Source organism: Vibrio pectenicida (genome assembly GCA_024347015.1).
In the GTDB taxonomy this organism is placed as follows: domain Bacteria; phylum Pseudomonadota; class Gammaproteobacteria; order Enterobacterales; family Vibrionaceae; genus Vibrio; species Vibrio pectenicida.
Window position 1 is genome coordinate 3,120,105 of record AP024889.1, and the last position, 20,343, is coordinate 3,140,447.

At 42.3% G+C, this 20,343-nt stretch carries 15 protein-coding genes and 5 tRNA genes; 7 read left to right on the top strand and 13 right to left on the bottom strand.

The genetic code is table 11. The annotated features are described in order from the left end of the window. Positions 1-129: 129 nt before the first annotated feature. The gene (locus OCV27_RS14370; protein WP_185759738.1) at positions 130-1,026 is read right to left on the bottom strand and encodes a response regulator; all 897 of its coding nucleotides are present in this window, start codon (positions 1,024-1,026) and stop codon (positions 130-132) included. A gap of 106 nt (positions 1,027-1,132) precedes the next feature. On the opposite strand from OCV27_RS14370, the gene OCV27_RS14375 reads away from it, so the two are divergent. After that, positions 1,133-1,936 carry a coiled-coil domain-containing protein gene (locus OCV27_RS14375; protein WP_125320130.1) on the top strand — a complete coding sequence of 268 codons (804 nt, stop codon included), beginning with the start codon at positions 1,133-1,135 and terminating at the stop codon, positions 1,934-1,936. Between the two features lie 35 nt (positions 1,937-1,971). On the opposite strand, the gene OCV27_RS14380 is transcribed toward OCV27_RS14375, so the two are convergent. From OCV27_RS14380 to OCV27_RS14425, 10 genes are all read right to left on the bottom strand, one after another. Beyond that, positions 1,972-2,853, bottom strand: coding sequence for an SPOR domain-containing protein (locus OCV27_RS14380; protein ID WP_125320129.1), 882 nt, complete (start codon positions 2,851-2,853; stop codon positions 1,972-1,974). Between the two features lie 155 nt (positions 2,854-3,008). Beyond that, complete coding sequence (locus OCV27_RS14385; RefSeq protein ID WP_125320128.1) at positions 3,009-3,947, bottom strand: ABC transporter permease; 939 nt, start codon at positions 3,945-3,947, stop codon at positions 3,009-3,011. A 2-nt stretch (positions 3,948-3,949) separates the two neighbouring features. Continuing rightward, entirely contained in the window at positions 3,950-4,927 is a 978-nt protein-coding gene (locus OCV27_RS14390; protein ID WP_125320127.1) for an ABC transporter permease, read from the bottom strand. A gap of 158 nt (positions 4,928-5,085) precedes the next feature. Continuing rightward, positions 5,086-6,639, bottom strand: coding sequence for an ABC transporter substrate-binding protein (locus OCV27_RS14395; protein WP_125320126.1), 1,554 nt, complete (start codon positions 6,637-6,639; stop codon positions 5,086-5,088). Between the two features lie 86 nt (positions 6,640-6,725). Next, a complete protein-coding gene (locus OCV27_RS14400; RefSeq protein WP_125320125.1) occupies positions 6,726-8,432 on the bottom strand; it encodes a dipeptide ABC transporter ATP-binding protein in 1,707 nt (568 codons plus the stop codon). A 437-nt stretch (positions 8,433-8,869) separates the two neighbouring features. Then, positions 8,870-8,946: transfer RNA gene (locus tag OCV27_RS14405), tRNA-Pro, on the bottom strand. Positions 8,947-9,014: 68 nt separating this feature from the next. Then, positions 9,015-9,090, bottom strand: a tRNA-His gene (locus OCV27_RS14410). Positions 9,091-9,140: 50 nt separating this feature from the next. Beyond that, positions 9,141-9,217, bottom strand: a tRNA-Pro gene (locus tag OCV27_RS14415). Positions 9,218-9,238: 21 nt separating this feature from the next. After that, a tRNA-His gene (locus tag OCV27_RS14420) sits at positions 9,239-9,314 on the bottom strand. A 44-nt stretch (positions 9,315-9,358) separates the two neighbouring features. Further along, positions 9,359-9,435, bottom strand: a tRNA-Arg gene (locus OCV27_RS14425). A 296-nt stretch (positions 9,436-9,731) separates the two neighbouring features. Between OCV27_RS14425 and OCV27_RS14430 the strand changes: the two genes are divergently transcribed. Further along, on the top strand, positions 9,732-10,145 hold the full coding sequence (locus OCV27_RS14430) for a c-type cytochrome (protein ID WP_125320160.1): 414 nt from the start codon (positions 9,732-9,734) through the stop codon (positions 10,143-10,145). Positions 10,146-10,206: 61 nt separating this feature from the next. On the opposite strand, the gene rep is transcribed toward OCV27_RS14430, so the two are convergent. Next, the gene (gene rep, locus OCV27_RS14435) at positions 10,207-12,225 is read right to left on the bottom strand and encodes a DNA helicase Rep (RefSeq protein ID WP_125320159.1); all 2,019 of its coding nucleotides are present in this window, start codon (positions 12,223-12,225) and stop codon (positions 10,207-10,209) included. A 221-nt stretch (positions 12,226-12,446) separates the two neighbouring features. On the opposite strand from rep, the gene OCV27_RS14440 reads away from it, so the two are divergent. The 4 genes from OCV27_RS14440 (at position 12,447) to ubiK (ending at position 17,655) form a co-directional block, all read left to right on the top strand. Beyond that, positions 12,447-13,013, top strand: coding sequence for a TetR/AcrR family transcriptional regulator (locus OCV27_RS14440; protein ID WP_125320124.1), 567 nt, complete (start codon positions 12,447-12,449; stop codon positions 13,011-13,013). Between the two features lie 18 nt (positions 13,014-13,031). Further along, entirely contained in the window at positions 13,032-14,138 is a 1,107-nt protein-coding gene (locus OCV27_RS14445) for an efflux RND transporter periplasmic adaptor subunit (RefSeq protein ID WP_125320123.1), read from the top strand. A 12-nt stretch (positions 14,139-14,150) separates the two neighbouring features. After that, a complete protein-coding gene (locus OCV27_RS14450; protein ID WP_125320122.1) occupies positions 14,151-17,273 on the top strand; it encodes a multidrug efflux RND transporter permease subunit in 3,123 nt (1,040 codons plus the stop codon). A 130-nt stretch (positions 17,274-17,403) separates the two neighbouring features. Beyond that, complete coding sequence (gene ubiK, locus OCV27_RS14455; protein WP_125320121.1) at positions 17,404-17,655, top strand: ubiquinone biosynthesis accessory factor UbiK; 252 nt, start codon at positions 17,404-17,406, stop codon at positions 17,653-17,655. Between the two features lie 160 nt (positions 17,656-17,815). Here the strand turns inward: ubiK and ilvC are convergent, their stop codons facing one another. Next, on the bottom strand, positions 17,816-19,300 hold the full coding sequence (ilvC, locus tag OCV27_RS14460) for a ketol-acid reductoisomerase (protein WP_125320120.1): 1,485 nt from the start codon (positions 19,298-19,300) through the stop codon (positions 17,816-17,818). Between the two features lie 144 nt (positions 19,301-19,444). Here ilvC and ilvY point away from each other — a divergent pair, with 144 nt between their 5' ends. Next, positions 19,445-20,335, top strand: coding sequence for an HTH-type transcriptional activator IlvY (ilvY, locus tag OCV27_RS14465; RefSeq protein ID WP_125320119.1), 891 nt, complete (start codon positions 19,445-19,447; stop codon positions 20,333-20,335). Positions 20,336-20,343: the final 8 nt, after the last annotated feature.

Sequence of the window (20,343 nt, forward strand, 5' to 3'; positions counted from 1 at the left end):
GATATAAAGAACCCTCGTGCTGGCGAAGAGGGCATTGTGAATGCGAGCGAAAACAAATCAGGGGCTAGAAAAAATAAATGATAGCTATATCTTGATGTCCGATTACCTTTAGGTATATCTCTATCAAAACTAAAATCCAATTAAGGTTATTTTCCCCTGAGCCATATCCTCTAGTTGGCAGGAGAAATCCACTCTTTTATCTTTTTCCTTACTATATAAAGCTTGAAGTTTATCAAAAGCCGAGGGGATAAAGCTGACACTTTTAAGGCGAAGGCTTTTTCGTGAAGCACTGTCAAGAAACGCCAACGAAGACTTATCAAGCACTTTATGGCAGATATCTAAAATATCTTTACTCACCAATTTACTGTGAATCGCCTGTGAAAGATCGTCTTTACTAATTTTTGAGTTAGCACGAGATACAATGCAAATAGCGTAGATATCCAAAATAGCCACCGCTCGGGTTCTCTGTGTATCACCATCTTCATACATAGCAAGTAAACATGGGATTTTACTCTCGTCAAATGATTGCTTACGGATGTTACTTAGCTTAAGTCGGTCACTGACTTCACGTTTCATCAGTTTCTCGAGCTGAGCTAACTTAGGTAAAGCCAGCTCCTTCTGCACATCACCAATATTTTCAAGTGTGCGCTCACTTTCTTCTGCTCCCTGTACCAAAGGCAACAGTTTACGATGCAAATCTTTATCAACAAAAGGTTTTGATAAAACAAAGCTCGCACCGGCAGATTTAGCTTGGTTTATCTGAAGCTGATCATCAACCGTGGTGATCATTCCCATTTTAGTACCTAAATTGAGCTTTTTGATCTCTTGAATTAGAGTAAGCCCTGTCATATCAGGCATATGCCAATCAGTGAGAACAATCTCTGGTTGCCACTCTTTTACTCTATTCAGCGCTCCAACGGCACTATCCTCTTTCTGTATTGATAAACGACGATAGCCAAACTTTTCCAATGCACGCCGGACTATCTCTAACGTCGCTTTACTGTCATCGACAATCAGAATTTTCACAAACTGTATTCTACTCTAGCTGGGTGGTTGTTTTAAATTATAGGCACAATTTCTGACGACAGCTAAACTTACATTCTATAGATATTTAAAAACATAGAATGAGTTCATGGATTTAGCAGCACTTCTCACGACACCTCTAATCACAACAGAGAGTTTATTCGCTCTTGCAATTGACGTTGGTTTATTAATCCTACTGGTGTGGTTTGTTATTCTATTGCTGATGATAAGAGAATTTCGTCAGTTCGCACGCGATGTGGTTCATGGCCCTGAGTCTAGTTCTAACTCAGAAATAGACAGTCAAACCTACGAACTTTGTCAAGAATCAGTCGAGAGTGCTCTTAGTTATACCACAATAAACAACGACACTCTTAATGATCTAATTATTATTCAAAAAGCGCTCGAAGCTCAGGTCTCACAAATTAGAGCTGCAGGAGAAGGTGGCCTAACCGCCGATGAACAAGAATCCATTGATGATCTTAATCAGCAACTATCAAAGTCTCATCAGCTTATCCGTAAACTCAAAGGAGACCTTGATAGGAGTATGGAAGGACTTAGAAAAGCAAAAGGCAAGCTGGAGAAACAATCGGATACAGTGGATAGCCTACGACAAGAAAAAGAGCAGCTCGAAAAACAATTTGAACAGCTTGAGAAAGAATACATGCAAATCAGTGAAACTGGTGGCTTCAATAAAATAGAGCAAGAGTATCACCAAGAACGGCAACAATTACTTAATATTATTGAAAATTATAAGAAGAAGATCAGTGAAAAACCAGAAGGTGGAGCGGGAGCATCCAATGAGGAACTCGAAGCTATCCAACAGCAGCTACATCATGTCACTAAAGAAAAAGAATTCGTCGAAAATAAATACCTCGACCTTCTCAAAGAAGCAGAGAAAAAGGCAGAAGAATAATGATCAATAATCAATCCACTCACCTTCTTATCCCACTACTTCACACACATGATATTCAGTAGTGAAGACTCTTTGAGAGGCTTCACTTTACCCGTATAAAAAAGCCCAGCTCTTTCTTCTCCCCAATAAGGCAGATGCATGGGCCATTTATCACGCATCATTATTTTAGCATTCAGTAAAGATTGCCATTCATTGTGACTGGCAAGTCGCATCCCCATCTGGTCACAAGTATTATACGCCATATCGTAACTCATTCGATTCCAGGGTAGATCATGTTCCATATAAAATTGGTCATTGCTAAGTAGTGAATATGGAACCGTATATTCAACACCATTAATGATAATTTTATGACGAATGGACACACCATCACCCAAATCATTCAATTCTTGAGAATTTTTTGAGGTTCCAGAGGACAGATTAGGTACAACTGTTGACTGTTTTTTCGATGTGATTGCGGCAGGTTGGGACATAGTGTTTTTCTTCGGGCCATCATTTAATATCTGCCTAATAAAGGCTTCCTCATAATCAGGAAGTTGTTTCACCTGGGCTAAGTCATGCTTAGCCTTTGCAAAGTCTTTATATGGTCCTATCAGGCATCGATACACATTACCTTCAGATTTAGCCCAAACATCAGAATCGATATAAGGGTAGATTTTCTTTGCTTCGCTCAATGCTAGTGGTTCAGTATATACACCACACTGAATCCAAAAATAAGATGCTCTAACTTGAGAGTTATGTTTACCCCACATCCCTGTACCAATCGGACAACTGCTATCCAATAAAGGGAGGTTACCATTTGAGGCTTGGGTCGCATCACACAAAAACTCTTTAGCGTAAGCCCTCTCAATTGATAAAGATAAACCCAAGGTGATAAGGCTCATGAGCACAACCACAGAACGTTTGGATTTTACAGCCATTCTAATATCCTCATTTAAACCTGAAATTTGTTATTTAATAACTTGATGACATTATTGACGACTCGTCATTATTAAAACTTAATGCAAAAAAAGAGCCGTAACTAACTACGGCTCTTAGTTTAGTGAAGATTATATAATTAAATCTTAGACTTATCTCACCCTTTATATATTTTAGGGTTGAATACATCACGTAGCCAGTCACCTAGCAAATTGATGACAAGCACAAGACTGATTAATACCACACCAGGGAAAGCTGTAATCCACCATGCACCAGAGAAGATATAGTTAAACCCTATGCTGATCAGAGCGCCTAATGATGGTTGATCGACTGGCAAACCAAGCCCAAGAAAAGATAACGCGGCTTCTGACATAATGGCATTTGCTACTTGTACCGTCGAGATCACCAAGATAGGCGATAAGCAATTAGGCAGAATATGTCGAAACATAATCCGCGGAGCTTTAAAGCCCATAACTCTAGCAGCTTCAACATACTCCTTTTTCTTTTCAGCCAAAACAGAAGCACGAATAGTTCGAGCATATTGTGGCCATTCGGCCACACCAATAATGACCACCAACATTATCACCGCATATTGGCTGTAAAAATCACTTCCAAAACTGGCTTTAAAGATGGCAGATACTATGATGGCCACCATCATGGTAGAAAATGATAGCTGTATATCTGCAAAGCGCATTAATAAGCTGTCGATACGGCCACCAAAATACCCCGCAGAAAGACCGATGATTATTCCTAGCACCAGCTGTAAGCCGACAGCTAAAAAGCCAATGGTTAACGACAAGCGTGAGCCATACAAAATCGTGGACAAAATATCTCGCCCTTGCTCATCCGTACCCAGCACAAAACGTTCATCACCCTCTTCCATCCAAGAAGGTGGTAACTCTGAATCCATAATATCAATCGATATCAAATCATACGGGTCAGTCGGTGACAATATAGGAGCAGCGATAGCCATCATCAAAAATAGCATGAACACGGTAAAACTTGCCATTGCTACTTTATCGCGCTTGAAGTAGTACAAGAAATCCGATTGTTTAAAACGATTCCATAGAGAAGGAGCAGTTGTGGTCTGGCTCATGATTATGCTCCTTTTCCAGTTAAATTCACGGTTGGATTAATAACCCCATATAGCATGTCGACAATAGTATTTGTCACCACAAATATCAAACCAACAAAAATAACATAGGCCGTAATAAGTGGAGTATCGACGCGGTTTATTGCTTCTAAAAAAAGAAATCCAGTACCAGGCCACTGAAATACTGTTTCAGTGAGGATCGTATATGCCACCATAGTGCCAATTTGTACCCCACCGACAGTCAATACAGGTAACATAGTATTTTTTAAAGCGTGCTGATAATAAATCTTATTTAGAGCTAAACCTTTCGCCTTAGCAAACTTAATATACTCTGAGCTCAGTACTTCAAGCATTTCAGATCGTACTAGGCGAATAAAGAGAGGCAACATGATTGATGCAAGTGATATACAAGGCAACACAAGATGCGCCAAACCATCGAGGGTAAAATAACCAGACTCCCAGCCTAACAAATTTACCGTTTCACCCCGCCCAAAGGAAGGCAACCAGCCAAGCTCAATTGAAAAAACATACATCAGCATAATAGCGGTTAAAAATACTGGAATCGAAATACCTATACTACTAAAAGCCATAATCACTTTAGTAAAGATACTTTTAGGATGAATTGCTGAATAAACCCCTAAAGGAATCGAGCAGGCAATAATAATGATTGTCGCTCCAAACACTAATTCTAGCGTCGCCACTAATTTATCTAAAATGACATCAACAGCTGGGCGCTTAAAGAAATAGGATGTGCCTAAATCACCCTGAAGTGCAGAGCCAACAAAGCGAGTGTATTTTGTTATGAAAGGATCGTTGAGGCCGAGCTCATCACGAAGAGCTTGACGCTCTGCTTCTGAAACCGATTGCCCCACAAGCTCACGCAGCGGGTCACCCAGATTATCCTGAATGGCAAACGCCACTAAACTGATCACAAACATCACTATCAGTGCCTGAAACAGGCGCTTGACCAGAAACGAAAACATTCCCTGCCCCTTTGCTTTCCATAGATTTCAGTCTGCAGTCCCACTCGGCCCTGCAAGTAGAGTATTCAAAAAGGTGCTGACCTTGACTGAAACAAAGGCAGCACCCTAAGTAATCAAGCACTTGCGAGAACAAGCACTTGGTTAAGCGTCATAGCTGGCTAGTTAACCACCAAATCACCAAAATAAGGGAAGTTCATACCATTTACGATTGGACCAACCTTAACATTGCTTTTCGCCGCCCAAGAAGGGTCCTCCCAATGCAGGGGAACAAAGGCTGCTTCATCATATAACGTCGCTTCCACTTGTTTAAGCATCTCACTACGTTTACCTAAGTCGGTTTCAGTATTTGATTGATTGACTAACTTATCAACCTCTGCATTACCATAGTGGCCGCAGTTATATTGTCCTTTACCCGTTTCACTATTGCGTGACATGGCTAAGAATTCAGTGAAGTTAGCAGAGTCTTCAGTATCAGGATGCCAACCAATCATTAGCATATCAGCGGAACATTTATCAAACTCAGGCCAGTATTGAGCTTTCGGCATGGTTTTAAGATCTACCTTAATGCCAATTTTTGACAGCATTGCAGCAGCAGCTTGCGCGATTTTATCATCGTTCACATAACGATTATTCGGCGCCATCATCGTCAACGAGAAGCCTTTTTCATAGCCTGCTTGTTTCATTAACGCTTTGGCTTTTTTAAGATCATAACGAGGCTTAAGACCATCATTATAACCTGCATAACCTACAGGACTTTGCTGAGCAGCGGGTGTCGCCGCTCCTTTCATAATTTTTTTCACTATGCCTTCATTATTAATCGCATAAACAATAGCTTGGCGAACACGAGGGTCTTTAAGTACCGGGTTGCTGTTTTGGTTCATCTGAAAGGTAATAACGCGAGTACCTGGCATAGTATAGAGATCAACACCATCTGCACTTTTAATTCGTTTGTAGTCATTAGGCGCAACAGGCGCAATCATATCGACATCACCAGAAAGCAACGCAGCGACACGAGTTGCATCTTCTTTGATTGGCACAAGCGTCAGCTTATCAACATTACCCTTTGAGCCTTTATCCCAATAGCCATCAAACCGCTCAAAATTGACTTTAACACCTTGCTCACGAGACGTGATAGTAAAAGGGCCAGTCCCAGAGACATGAGTAGAGGCATAAGAATTACCATGCTTAACCATCTCAGACTTGTCTTTACCATCCTTTGTTTTACCAGTGTAAAACTTACTATCCATTGGAAAAATATAAGTCGCAACATTTTCAATCAGGGGGTAAGTACCATCCGTTTTAATTTCAACGGTATAATCATCCACTTTATTGAGCGCGACAAGCGGGGCGAAAATTCCTTTAAAATCAGCAGACTCTTTCAGGCGTTCAAAAGTCCATACCACATCGTCAGCGGTAAACGCATTGCCTGAATGGAACTTCACGCCTTTTCGTAAATGAAAGCGCATGGTTTCATTGTCTACTCGCTCCCATGATTCAGCCAAGCGGGGCTCAAATTCCATCTTCTGTGTAAACCGCACTAACGGATCAAATACCATGTGAGACATCTGCAGAGTACCACCCGATAGCTGCTCATGGGGGTCGAGAGAAACAGGATCTGAAGCATAGCCGACTGTTATATCCGCTGCTGCCGCACTAAAGCTCAAGCCAGCTGTGATTAAAGCCATGGCTAGTTTGCTTTTAATGGTTTTCATTGCATAACTCCTTATGCGGGATTAATCCCTATTGTTGTATTTTATCTATTTACCCTAGTTCAGGTCGTATCTGAGGCTTTCACCATCTATATAGCTTCTCTTAACCCTTTAAACTCAGGCATTAAGGAAATTAATTGTTTGCTGTATTCGTGTTGAGGTGTATTAAACAACTGTTCTGTCGGTGCTACTTCAAGCAAGGTCCCCATTTGCATCACTCCAACTCGGTCACACATCTGGCGAATAACGGGTAAATCGTGACTAATAAACAACATCGTGAGGTTAAGTTCATCTTGCAGATCTTTAAGCAAATTCAGTATTTGCGCTTGCACTGACACATCAAGCGCGGAAGTCGGTTCATCACAAATCAGTAGCCTTGGACGAGTAGCGAGAGCTCTAGCAATTGAAATACGCTGGCGCTGTCCGCCAGAAAACTCGTGTGGGTACTTAACGCCTGCCATCTTACCCAAACCAACGTGATCAAGCAGATCATAGACTATCTGTCTCGTCTGACTTTCATTCTCGGTTAACTTATGAAAACGAATCGGCTCAGCAATGATGTCAAAGATCTTCATTCGAGGATTCATTGACGTATAAGGGTTTTGGAATACCATCTGCATTTGACGTCGTATAGGGCGACGTTCTTTCTCCGACTTGAGCGCCGTTAAATCAATACCTTCAAAGGTGACTTTCCCTGAATTTGGCTCATACAATCCTGCAATCACACGGGCAATTGTCGATTTTCCCGATCCAGATTCTCCAACCAAGCCAAAGGTTTCACCCTCAAAGACATCAAAGCTCACATTGTTCGATGCTTGAACGTACTCGCGCCTATTTTCAAACAGTGAGTCTTTGGTTACAAAACGTAGATTGACATCTTCAACGGTAAGTAATGAGCCGGCATAATCACGCTGGTCTTGACTCTGACCAAGCCAGTGATTTTTGACATCGAGAGGTTCCATCTCGTGCGCTTGTTCAATGTAACTCACCAGAGGAAAACGTTCGAGTTTGGCATCAGAGCGCGGTACAGCAGAAATCAAACTTCGAGTATAAGAGTGATCAGGATCGCCAAGTACTTTGTTAGTATCACCAAACTCAACCAAATCACCACGATACATAACAGCCACTCGATCAGTCACGTTCGATACTACGCCCATATCGTGCGTAACCAACATACAACCGACGTTATTCTTAACGCACAATTCACGGATGAGATTGAGAATTTGATCTTGTATCGATACATCTAAAGCAGTTGTTGGCTCATCAGCAATGATAAGATCAGGCTCGCCAGCTAAAGCAATAGCAATCACTACACGCTGGCGCATCCCTCCAGAAAACTGGTGAGGGTACTGCTTTAGACGATTTTCTGGTTGAGGAATACCCACTTGCTGCATCAAGGACAAAGCTCTTTGATAAGCCTCGTCTTCTGAGACATCCATATTGGCATGAATTGTCTCAGTTAGCTGTTGCTCTACAGTAAAAAGTGGGTTTAAAGAAGTCATAGGGTCTTGAAAAATAAACCCGATCTTAGAGCCCCTTACTTGTCGCATTTTTTCTTCCGGCAGGCCAGACACCAGCTTACCATCTAAGTAAACATCACCACTAGCGATGCGCCCAGGAGGACTAAGTAAGTCGATAACGGCATTGCCAACTGTTGATTTACCAGCACCAGACTCACCAACAACGCCAACAATCTCCCCACGCTCAACATTGAAGGATAATGATTTAACCGCAGCATGGACACCATGACGCGATGGGTATTCAATACGAAGGTTTTTAACTTCTAAAAGTGACATGACCAGACCTCAAATACTCCGGCAGCTTCCTGCTCTGTCTGAAGGTGAATCCATTCAAGTCAGCGAACCTTTCAGTTTATAAATAAACTGGGTTTGCCATCCTGACAATTTATAAGCTCATCAATTTTGCAAAAAATTCACAAAAAAGCAACAAACAAACGACTAAAACGTCCACTTTAAGCTAATAATACCCAAATGCTAGTAACACAAGTGCAACATGGTGATTATGGCTATGGCATCAAAAACTTAAAAATAACAATAACACCAATATTTACCCTGCTAAGGTTTGGTGTAATACGACATTGGGTTAATAGACGAGTGAAAGCCACTATACCTAGTTGAATAGGGTGTAAAAATAGATAAGATTTATAGAGATAATTGGGGATAAGACTAATTAAATGATAAAAAAAGCCTGCTTTGCAGCAGGCTTTCTAATGTGGTCGGTGAAGAGGGATTCGAACCCCCGACCCTCTGGTCCCAAACCAGATGCGCTACCAAGCTGCGCTATTCACCGAATTGTTTAACGAGAAAAATCTATTCTATCTTTCTCTAATCTCAGCATTAATCTTGCTGAGAAATTAATGGGGTGGCTAACGAGACTTGAACTCGCGACAACCGGAATCACAATCCAGGGCTCTACCAACTGAGCTATAGCCACCACAGTATTCTTAATGTTTACCGCTTAAATTGAAGCCATAAACTAAATGATGGTCGGTGAAGAGGGATTCGAACCCCCGACCCTCTGGTCCCAAACCAGATGCGCTACCAAGCTGCGCTATTCACCGAGCTTTTATCTTTCTAAATAATGGGGTGGCTAACGAGATTCGAACTCGCGACCACCGGAATCACAATCCAGGGCTCTACCAACTGAGCTATAGCCACCATTATTTAATGCCAATTATCACTTATTAAATAAGTGTCCGGAATGGCGCGCCCGAAAGGATTCGAACCTTCGACCTTTGGCTCCGGAGGCCAACGCTCTATCCAGCTGAGCTACGGGCGCATGCCCTATCGGCGGAGTGGAATAATACGTATATCACACTATGTCGTCTAGTACTTTTTAAAGTTTTTTTATCGTTTGATGTCTTTTTGGGCAATTAAAATGTGATAAACCCCTATTTCCAGTTATATAACCACATACAAGCAGGGCTATTGCTGTTTATTGCAACAAGTTATCAGGATATAATCACCTAATATTTACATTGATTTCTCGGCAAAAAGCTGTAAATCAAACCACACTCTAATAATCTAATAAATAGGTGAGCACGAACTTACCGTTAGGAATGTAAAGTGAGTTACATGGATATGTCTCGAAAAATCTTAACCGCTATGGTTGCTGCAGTTACTTTTTCAAGCACCTCTTTTGCAGCAAATATCAGCCAACAAGAATACGATGCGATAGCAGAACGCATCAAACCTGTTGGGAATGTCTATTTAGCTGGCTCTGAGCCCGTAAAAGCCGAGCCAACGGGGCCGCGAGATGGCGCTAGTGTTTATGGCACTTTTTGTATTGCTTGTCATTCTTCAGGTGTAAGCGGCGCCCCTAAAACGGGCAACGCTGATGACTGGGCTCCGCGTATTGCTCAGGGTAAAGACGTACTAAAAAATCATGCTATCAAAGGCTTCAATGCTATGCCAGCCAAAGGCACTTGTATGGACTGCTCTGATGATGAAATTGTTGCGGCTATTGAGCATATGATTGCGGGTTTATAGAGCCCAAATAGCTAAAAGAGCTTAGTGATGGACTAAGCTCTTTTAGCTCATCCTAACCGAGCTATTTGTTATTGAACATAGCGCGGATATTAGCAATATGTGCTTGGCCTTTCTCCATTCTTTCTTCCTGAGTCTGGGGCTTTTTATTTACTTCCCACTCAAGATCATCAAAAGGCAGTTCATCAAGAAACCTACTCTGAGTTGGCTTGATTAATTCACCATACTGCCTGCGTTCTTTACACATAGTAAACGTCAGCTCACGCTGAGCACGAGTGATACCTACATACATCAAGCGGCGCTCTTCCTCGATATTGTCTTCATCAATGCTGGTTTGATGAGGTAGAATTCCCTCTTCTGAACCAATTAAATACACATAAGGAAATTCAAGACCTTTCGAGGCATGCAAGGTCATTAACTGTACTGCATCTGTATCTTCATTTTCTTCACTACGTTCCATCATGTCACGCAGTGTCAGACGCTGAACCACTTCCTTAAGGCTTTTCTCTTCCTGATCATAATTATCGCCCTCTAAGTCAGAAACTATCCATGAGTACAGATCTGATACATTTTTCATTCTCATCTCTGCAGCTTTTGCACTGGTGGAGGTTTCATACAACCAGTCTTCATAGTTAATATCACGCACCAGCGAACGCACTGCTTCTACCTTATCTCCCCTCTCGGACTGATCAGCAATCTTAACCAGCCAGTGAGTAAATCGGCGTAAATTTTCCAGTCCGCGTCCAGACAAATACTGCTCTAATCCAATTTCAAAGCTTGACTCAAATAAGCTTTTACCTCGCATATTGGCATAGCTGCCCAACTTCTCTAATGTCACTGGGCCAATTTCTCGACGGGGTGTGTTTACTATACGTAAAAAGGCATTATCATCACCTGGATTCACCAACACACGAAGATAAGCCATAACGTCTTTAATTTCAGCTCGGGCAAAGAAAGACGTCCCACCTGAGAGCTTATAAGGCACGCGGTTTTGCATCAGAGACTTTTCAATCAATCTAGATTGATGATTGCCTCGATACAGAATCGCATAATCGCGATACTCAGTTCGATTGAGAAATTTGTGTGCGATAACTTCTCCCGTTACCCTCTCAGCCTCATGTTCTTCATCTTTGGCTAATAAAACTTTTAGTTTTTCACCATCTGGAATTTCTGAGAACAAGGATTTCTCATACACGTGTGGGTTATTTGCAATCAATATATTCGCTGCACGTAAGATACGACTAGTTGAACGATAGTTTTGCTCTAGTTTAACAAGGCGCAATTTAGGGTAATCTTGTCCTAACAACACCAAGTTTTGTGGTTTAGCGCCACGCCATGAATAAATCGACTGGTCATCATCTCCAACCACTGTTAGCCGTCCGCGCTCACCGACAATCAACTTGACCAGTTCATATTGACTGGTATTGGTGTCCTGGTATTCATCAACTAATAAGTAGCGAATACGATTTTGCCAACGTTGACAAACTTCAGGATTAGTTTTTAGTAGTAAGACGGGTAACAAAATCAGATCGTCAAAATCTAGTGCGTTATAAGCTTTCATCTGTTTTTGATACAGTAAAAAGCATTGGGCAAATAACTGCTGCTGCTCTCCTTGAGCTTTTGATATTGCATGCTCAGGCGTCAACAGATCATTTTTCCAATTTGAAATTGTACTGAGCAGCTGGCGCAACAGATCTTTATCACCATCAAGTTCAGTTTCTGTCAACTCTTTTAGTAGCGCCAGCTGATCTTGGTCATCAAACAAAGAGAAACCAGATTTGAGTCCCAAAGCCTTGTACTCACGCTTGATGATATTCAAGCCCAAAGTATGGAATGTGGAGACCATTAACCCTTTAGATTCATTTTTACCTAACGTTTGCCCTACGCGCTCTTTCATTTCACGCGCAGCCTTATTAGTAAAGGTTACTGCTGCAATATTACGCGTTTTATAACCACATTGTTTTACTAGGTAGGCAATCTTATTGGTAATAACACGTGTTTTACCCGAGCCTGCTCCCGCAAGGACTAAGCAAGGGCCCGCTACATATTTCACGGCTTCATCTTGATTGGGGTTAAGCTTCATGGCCATCTCAGGAATACAAATCAAAGGCCATATCATAATAGTGCAATAAGAAGATTGCTATGGTTAGTCGAGGCTATACAGAAGCTAAATCTTTCTAAAAAAATAAATTGAATGTTTTTTCACAAATTATAATAAAGTTTGTTGCATATCTGATGCCATTTCAAGCTATAATGAATGAATGTTCATTCACCCGCTATATGTAAGTGTCTGGATCTAATCCTATGGTAGATAAAAAACAGCAGATCATAGATGCCGCCGAAGACCTAATCGCAAAATCAGGTTTTCAAGGCTTTTCAATGCATAAATTGGCCAAGGAAGCTGGCGTTGCAGCAGGAACTATTTACCGCTACTTCTCAGACAAGGAAGATTTATTGCTGCAAGTGAGACTAGCGGTAATACAACGAAATGCCGAAGGTGTTCAACGTGGCGTAGACAACTCTATGCCGCTTAAAGAACAGTTTCAAACTATGTGGCTAAACATATTCGACCTCTCAAGGTCGAATATAGACAACTTGAAAAATCGTGCTCAATACGACTCCTTGCCCTGCATGAGAAACCATGAAACAAAGGAAATGGAGCGCGAAATGTTTAGCAAGGTAGATAAGCTTTTTACTGAAGGCCGAGAGCAAGGACTGTTTAAACCACTAGATAATTCAGTGTTGGCAGCGCTGAGCCTAGAGGTCAGTGTCACTTTGGCACGCAAACAAGCTCTTGGATATTATCAATTGGATCAAGCAGCCATTAATGCGGCGATTGAGGCCAGTTGGGATGCAATTATCAAACACTAATTTGGAGTTCTAGTTAGAATGAAAAAGTGGACTTTTTATATGCTTCTTATTGCAATACTGCTATTTGGTAGTGTGATAGGTTTTAATGTTTTCAAGCAACATAAGATAGAAGAATTTCTAGCTAATCGCCCTGAGCCAGAATTCCCTGTTACTGCCACCGAAGTCCAATCTGTTGATTGGGTTCCTATGATTGAAGCAATTGGCTTTATTGAGCCAAATCAAGGTGTCACTTTAGCCAACCAGTCAGCAGGAGTAATTGACAAGATTGCCTTTAATTCAGGCACCAATGTCAAAGAAGGCCAGCCTCTGGTCATGCTAGATTCATCGGTTGAAAAGGCCGATCTCAAAAGTGCCCAAGCAAAATTACCCGCCGCACAAGCAAAATATAAGCGCTACCAAGGTCTTTACAAAAAAGGCTCTGTGTCGAAAGAAACTCTTGATGATGCAGAAGCGAGCTACTTCTCGCTCAAGTCTGATATCGACAGCTTAAAAGCAACTATTGATAGACGTGAAATTAAAGCGCCTTTTGCTGGTGTTGTTGGTATACGTAATGTCTACTTAGGACAATATCTGCAAATTGGTACTGATATTGTGCGCTTAGAAGATACTAGCGTAATGCGCCTGCGTTTTACTGTCCCGCAGACTGATATTTCACGCATCAGCTTAGGCCAACAAGTCGATATTTTTGTTGATTCTTATCCAGAAACTTCATTCCAAGGCTCGATTACTGCTATCGAACCTGCTGTTAGTGTACAAAGCGGTTTAATCCAAGTTCAAGCCGATATCCCAAACAGCGATGGAAAACTGCGCAGCGGTATGTTTGCCCGAGCAAATATTATATTGCCCACCATAAAAAATCAGGTGACGCTTCCACAAACCGCCATTACCTTCACGCTTTACGGTGACAATGTGTATATCATTTCTGAAAAAGACGGTGAAAAGCGAGTCAAACAGCAAGTAATTAAAGTGGGTGAGCGAGTAAGAGATATAGCTCATATCTTAGAAGGCGTTAAGCCAGGCGACATGGTCGTAACATCTGGCCAGGTGCGTCTCAGCAATGATGCAAAAGTTCGTGTAGTAGAAAGTGATGCAACTACTCCACCAGCTGAAACACCTATGCTCTAATCTGGAGGCTTCATGCGCTTTACTGATGTTTTTATAAAACGTCCAGTTTTAGCGGTATCGATCAGCTTTTTGATCGCACTGCTTGGTTTACAAGCAGTGTTCAAAATGCAAGTACGCGAATACCCTGAAATGACAAATACCGTAGTGACCGTTACGACTAGTTACTACGGGGCAAGTGCTGATTTGATCCAAGGCTTTATTACCCAGCCTTTGGAACAAGCTGTAGCACAAGCAGACAATATTGATTACATGACTTCATCTTCTGAGCTCGGTACCTCAACTATTACCGTTAATATGAAGTTGAATACCGATCCAAACTCAGCACTGTCTGATATTCTGGCAAAAACCAATTCGGTCCGCTCTCAGCTCCCCAAAGAAGCTGAGGATCCGACCGTAACCATGTCGACAGGTTCAACGACCGCGGTTTTGTATATTGGTTTTACCAGCGACGAACTCTCATCCAGCCAAATCACAGACTATCTTGAGCGTGTGGTCAACCCACAACTTTTTACTGTTAATGGCGTGTCTAAAATCGACCTTTATGGCGGGCTTAAATACGCGCTGCGTGTCTGGCTTGACCCTGCTAAGATGGCCGCATTTGGCTTAACCGCAAATGATGTCATGGGCGTTTTGGATGCCAATAATTATCAATCAGCAGCAGGTCAGGCGGTTGGTGAGTTTGTTCTCTATAACGGCAGCGCAGATACCCAAGTCTCTAATGAAGAGGAGCTCAAGAATTTAGTAGTTAGCTCTGATGTGGGTAAAGTCACTCGCTTGGGTGATATTGCAAAAGTTACGCTAGAAAAGAGCCACGATACATACCGCGCCAGTGCCAATGGCCAAGAAGCCGTTGTTGCCGCCATCAATGCGGCCCCAACTGCCAACCCTATCAATATTGCCGCTGATGTTCATCAGATGCTTCCTCAATTAGAGAAAGATCTGCCTAGCAACATCAAAATGAACGTAATGTACGATTCAACCATCGCCATTAATGAATCAATTAATGAGGTTATTCATACTATTGCTGAAGCTGCATTAATTGTACTTGTGGTTATTACCTTGTTCTTAGGCTCCTTCCGCGCGGTTCTCATTCCGATTATTACCATTCCCCTATCTTTGATTGGCGTGGCTATGGTAATGCAAGCGATAGGTTTTTCTTGGAACCTAATGACACTACTCGCCATGGTACTGGCTATCGGCTTAGTTGTTGATGATGCCATCGTGGTACTCGAAAACGTAGACCGTCATATCAAACTCGGTGAATCACCATTTAGAGCAGCTATCATAGGAACAAGAGAAATCGCTGTCCCTGTTATCGCCATGACGTTAACTTTAGGCGCCGTCTATGCTCCGATAGCTCTTATGGGAGGCATTACGGGTTCCTTGTTTAAGGAATTTGCCTTAACGCTTGCAGGGGCTGTATTTGTATCAGGTATTATAGCCCTAACACTATCACCTATGATGTGCTCTAAGATGCTTAGAGCTAATGAGGTACCAAGTAAGTTTGAGCAAAAAGTTCACCATGTACTGGATAATATGACGCTGCGCTATGAAAAAATGCTCGGCGCTGTTATGCAGCACCGCCCTGTGATGATTGGCTTTGCAGTAATTGTGTTCGCAAGCTTACCTCTGTTATTTAAGTTTATCCCAAGTGAACTGGCACCATCGGAGGATAAGGGCGTTGTCATGCTAATGGGTACGGCACCATCTAATGCCAACTTGGACTTTATGCAAAATACCATGAATGATGTTAACGCCATTCTTTCAGATCAAAAGGAAGTAGCGTATGCACAAGTATTTACTGGCGTACCGAGCTCAAACCAAGCCTTTGGTATTGCTTCTTTAGTACCTTGGAGTGAGCGTGAAGCAGGACAGCATGAAGTAGTAAACCGAGTGACCGAGCTGGTTAAAGAGGTACCTGGAATGGCAGTAATCGCATTCCAAATGCCAGAGCTACCAGGAGCAGGTTCAGGGTTACCAATTCAGTTTGTGATCACTACACCCAATGCCTTTGAAAGCTTGTTTGCTATCGCCTCTGATGTTCTATCGGAAGTGAGTACTAATCCAATGTTCGTATACTCGGAGTTAGATCTCAACTACGATTCAGCCACCATCAAGATCAATATTGATAAAGACAAAGCGGGCGCTTATGGCGTAACCATGCAAGATATTGGTACCACACTTAGCACCATGATGTCTGATGGCTATGTCAATCGCATTGACCTTAACGGTCGTTCTTATGAAGTGATCCCTCAGGTAGAACGTAAATGGCGCCTAAATCCAGAATCAATGAATAACTACTATGTTAAAGGCGCTGATGGGAAAGCACTGCCTCTAGGAAATCTGATAACTATTGATGTAGTCGCCGAGCCTCGTTCTTTGCCTCACTTCAACCAACTTAATTCAGCAACTATTAGTGCAGCACCCGCTCCGGGTACTGCGATGGGTGATGCCATTAACTGGTTCGAGGACACGGCAAACAACAAGCTTCCAAGCGGCTACAACCACGACTATATGGGCGAATCTCGCCAGTATGTGACTGAAGGCAGCGCTCTCTACGCTACCTTTGGTTTAGCATTGGCTATTATATTCTTGGTGCTAGCAATTCAATTTGAGTCATTAAAAGATCCTATGGTCATTATGGTATCGGTTCCTCTAGCAATCTGTGGCGCTCTAATTTCTCTTGCATGGGGAGCTGCATCGATGAATATATACTCTCAGGTTGGTTTGATTACCTTAGTTGGTCTGATAACGAAACATGGTATATTAATCTGTGAGGTCGCCAAAGAAGAGCAGCTCCATAACAAACTCAGTAAAACAGACGCCGTTATGGAAGCAGCTAAAGTGCGCCTGCGTCCAATTCTAATGACCACAGCAGCGATGATAGCAGGCCTCATACCTCTGATGTACGCTTCAGGAGCAGGCGCTGCCCAGAGATTTAGTATAGGCATTGTTATCGTTGCAGGGCTTGCAATCGGTACTTTGTTTACTCTATTTGTTTTGCCTGTCATATACAGTTACCTTGCAGAGAAACATAAGCCACTTCCAGTATTTGTAGAAGACAAAGATTTGGAAAAACTGGCTCGTATCGATGAAGCAAAAGCGGCTCATCGCCAACTAACTGACAAAAAGTAAATTCGCACTCGAATACTAGGCCACCCTTCAAGGTGGCCTTTCTTACTTCTATCAGCTAATAATTTTGACCCAATAGCGACTTTCTCCAAGCAATTACATAGAATAGAAACAAACGTACAGGAGTTTTCACATGTTTGACCCAAAAAAATTAGAACAAATAGCGAAACAAATTCATGACTCCATGCCAACTCCAGTCAAAGAGTTGGGTGCAGACGTCGACCAAAAAATTCGCCAAGTTATTCAAGGCCAACTTAATAAACTAGACGTTGTCAGCCGTGAAGAGTTTGATGTTCAGACTCAAGTTCTTATGCGTACTCGCGAGAAACTGACCGTGATGGAGCAAAAGCTAACCGCTCTGGAAGATAAGCTAGCGGAGAAATAAACCGTACCACAACGCCTACTACCCAAAATAAAAAGGCTTGGTCAATGAGACCAAGCCTTTGCTTTAGATGTTGTGTATTCATTTTGTATTTATTGCTCCAGTCTGTCTGGAGTCATTACTACCAGAAGGTGCTTAATATTATCACCTTCAATCTAATTATTTAGCCGCCTACCGCGATACGTTTCATATCTGTCATATAACCGCGTAGCTCTTCACCAATGTACTCAACTGGATGATTACGAACAGTTTCATTGACAGTAATCAAGGTAGCATTGTCTACGTGATTAGATGTCTCTGCTAAACCTTTGCCAATAATATCAGTGCCAACTGAGGGCATAAATTTCTCACGTAATAGCGGTGTTGCAACGTTGGCAAACAGGTAATTGCCGTATTCAGCTGTATCGGAGATGACTACATTCATTTCGTACAAACGCTTACGTGCAACTGTGTTTGCAATCAGTGGTAGTTCATGCAAAGACTCATAGTACGCTGACTCATCAATAATGCCTGACGCAGTCATGGCTTCAAATGCTAACTCAACACCTGCACGCACCATAGCGACTAACAAAATACCCTTGTCGAAGTATTCTTGCTCAGAAATTTCAACATCACTGGCTGGATAGTTTTCAAATGCAGTTTCACCGGTCTCTGCACGCCAACCCAGCAAGTTAACATCATCATTAGCCCAATCAGCCATCATAGTGCTAGAGAAGTGCCCAGTAATAACATCGTCCATGTGTTTATTGTATAAAGGACGCATGAGATCTTTAAGCTGTTCTGAAAGTTCAAATGCTTTGACTTTCGCTGGGTTTGATAGGCGATCCATCATATGTGTAATGCCACCAAACTTAAGCGCTTCTGTGATCGTCTCCCAGCCGTATTGAATCAATTTACCTGCATAAGCTGGATCTATCCCTTCAGCAACCATCTTTTCATAGCTGACAATAGAGCCTGCTTGCAACATACCACAAAGGATAGTTTGTTCACCCACTAAATCCGACTTCACCTCAGCAACAAATGACGACTCTAAGCAACCTGCACGGTGTCCACCTGTACCTGCTGCCCATGCTTTAGCAATATCCCAACCTTCACCTTTAGGATCATTTTCTGGGTGTACAGCAATCAATGTCGGAACACCAAAACCACGTTTGTATTCTTCACGAACTTCTGTACCTGGGCACTTAGGTGCGACCATAACCACGGTCAGGTCTTTGCGGATCTGCATCCCTTCTTCAACGATATTGAAGCCATGAGAATAACCAAGTGCTGCTCCCTCTTTCATCAGCGGCATAACCGTTTGCACAACATTAGTATGCTGCTTATCTGGTGTTAAGTTGACAACTAAGTCAGCTTGCGGGATGAGCGCTTCATAACTACCAAGGTCAAAACCATTTTCTTGGGCATTTTTAAAAGATTGACGCTGCTCATCAATAGCTGCTTGGCGTAATGCATAAGACACGTCTAGACCAGAATCACGCATATTTAAGCCTTGATTCAGACCTTGAGCACCACAGCCAACAATCACGATTTTCTTACCTTTAAGGTAATCAGCTTCTGTTGCAAATTCGCTGCGATCCATGAAGCGACAGCGACCAAGTTGATCTAGCTGCTCACGCAAGTTTAATGTATTGAAATAGTTGGCCATGTTAGGGCTCTCCTTTAAATATGTATCCGCCTAAGTCGGCACTTAATTACCGAATCTCTCGATACTAAAACAGACACCAAATTGCTTAAAGTGATATATTCACAATTAGTCATTGCAAAAATTGCAACTTAGGACCACCTATTTATGAACATAAAGCGCTTACAACTTTTTATTCAGTTGTGTGATAGTAAAAGCTTTGCTAAAACGGCCTCAGCCATGCATGTCAGTCCATCAGCCTTGAGTCGACAAATACAAAAACTGGAATCGGAAACAGGGCAAGAATTGTTTGTGCGCGATAACCGCAGCGTCGAACTAACCCCTGCAGCTAAGAAGCTAATGCCAGTTGCACTAAAAATAATAACCGAGTGGCAAAGTTTCTACTCTCAAGTACAAGATGGTGAGCAAGAACTCAAAGGGGAAATTCGTTTATTTTGCTCTGTTACAGCCAGCTATAGCCACCTTCCAGAGTTACTGTCTGAGTTTCGCCTGCGACACCCATTTATCGAGTTCAAACTTTCCACAGGAGATCCCGCTCAAGCAATCAATAAAGTACTGAGCGATGAAGTGGACGTCGCAATTTCAGCCCAACCTGACACACTGCCAGCCAAACTTAAGTTTGAAACGATTGGCGAAATCCCACTATCTGTCATCGCACCAGCTGGAATAAGTAGCTTTACTCATGCATTACAAGAGGGTGAGCCTGATTGGAGCTCGATCCCCTTTATTGTCCCAGAATCAGGTACCGCAAGAGAACGAGCCAATACTTGGTTTAAATCGATGAAAATAAAGCCAAACATCTATGCTCAGGTTTCAGGACATGAAGCAATTGTTAGTATGGTCGCTCTAGGCTGTGGTGTCGCTATCGCCCCTGATGTGGTGATCAACAATAGCCCAGTAAAAGAAAAAATTCACCGGCTGAAAGTGACCTCAATTAAACCATTTAAACTGGGTGTATGTTGCAAACGTTCACAATGGGACAACCCATTAATCAAAGCTTTGTGGGACGTAGCACAACATACATATATTGCCTCCTAGTTTCCACT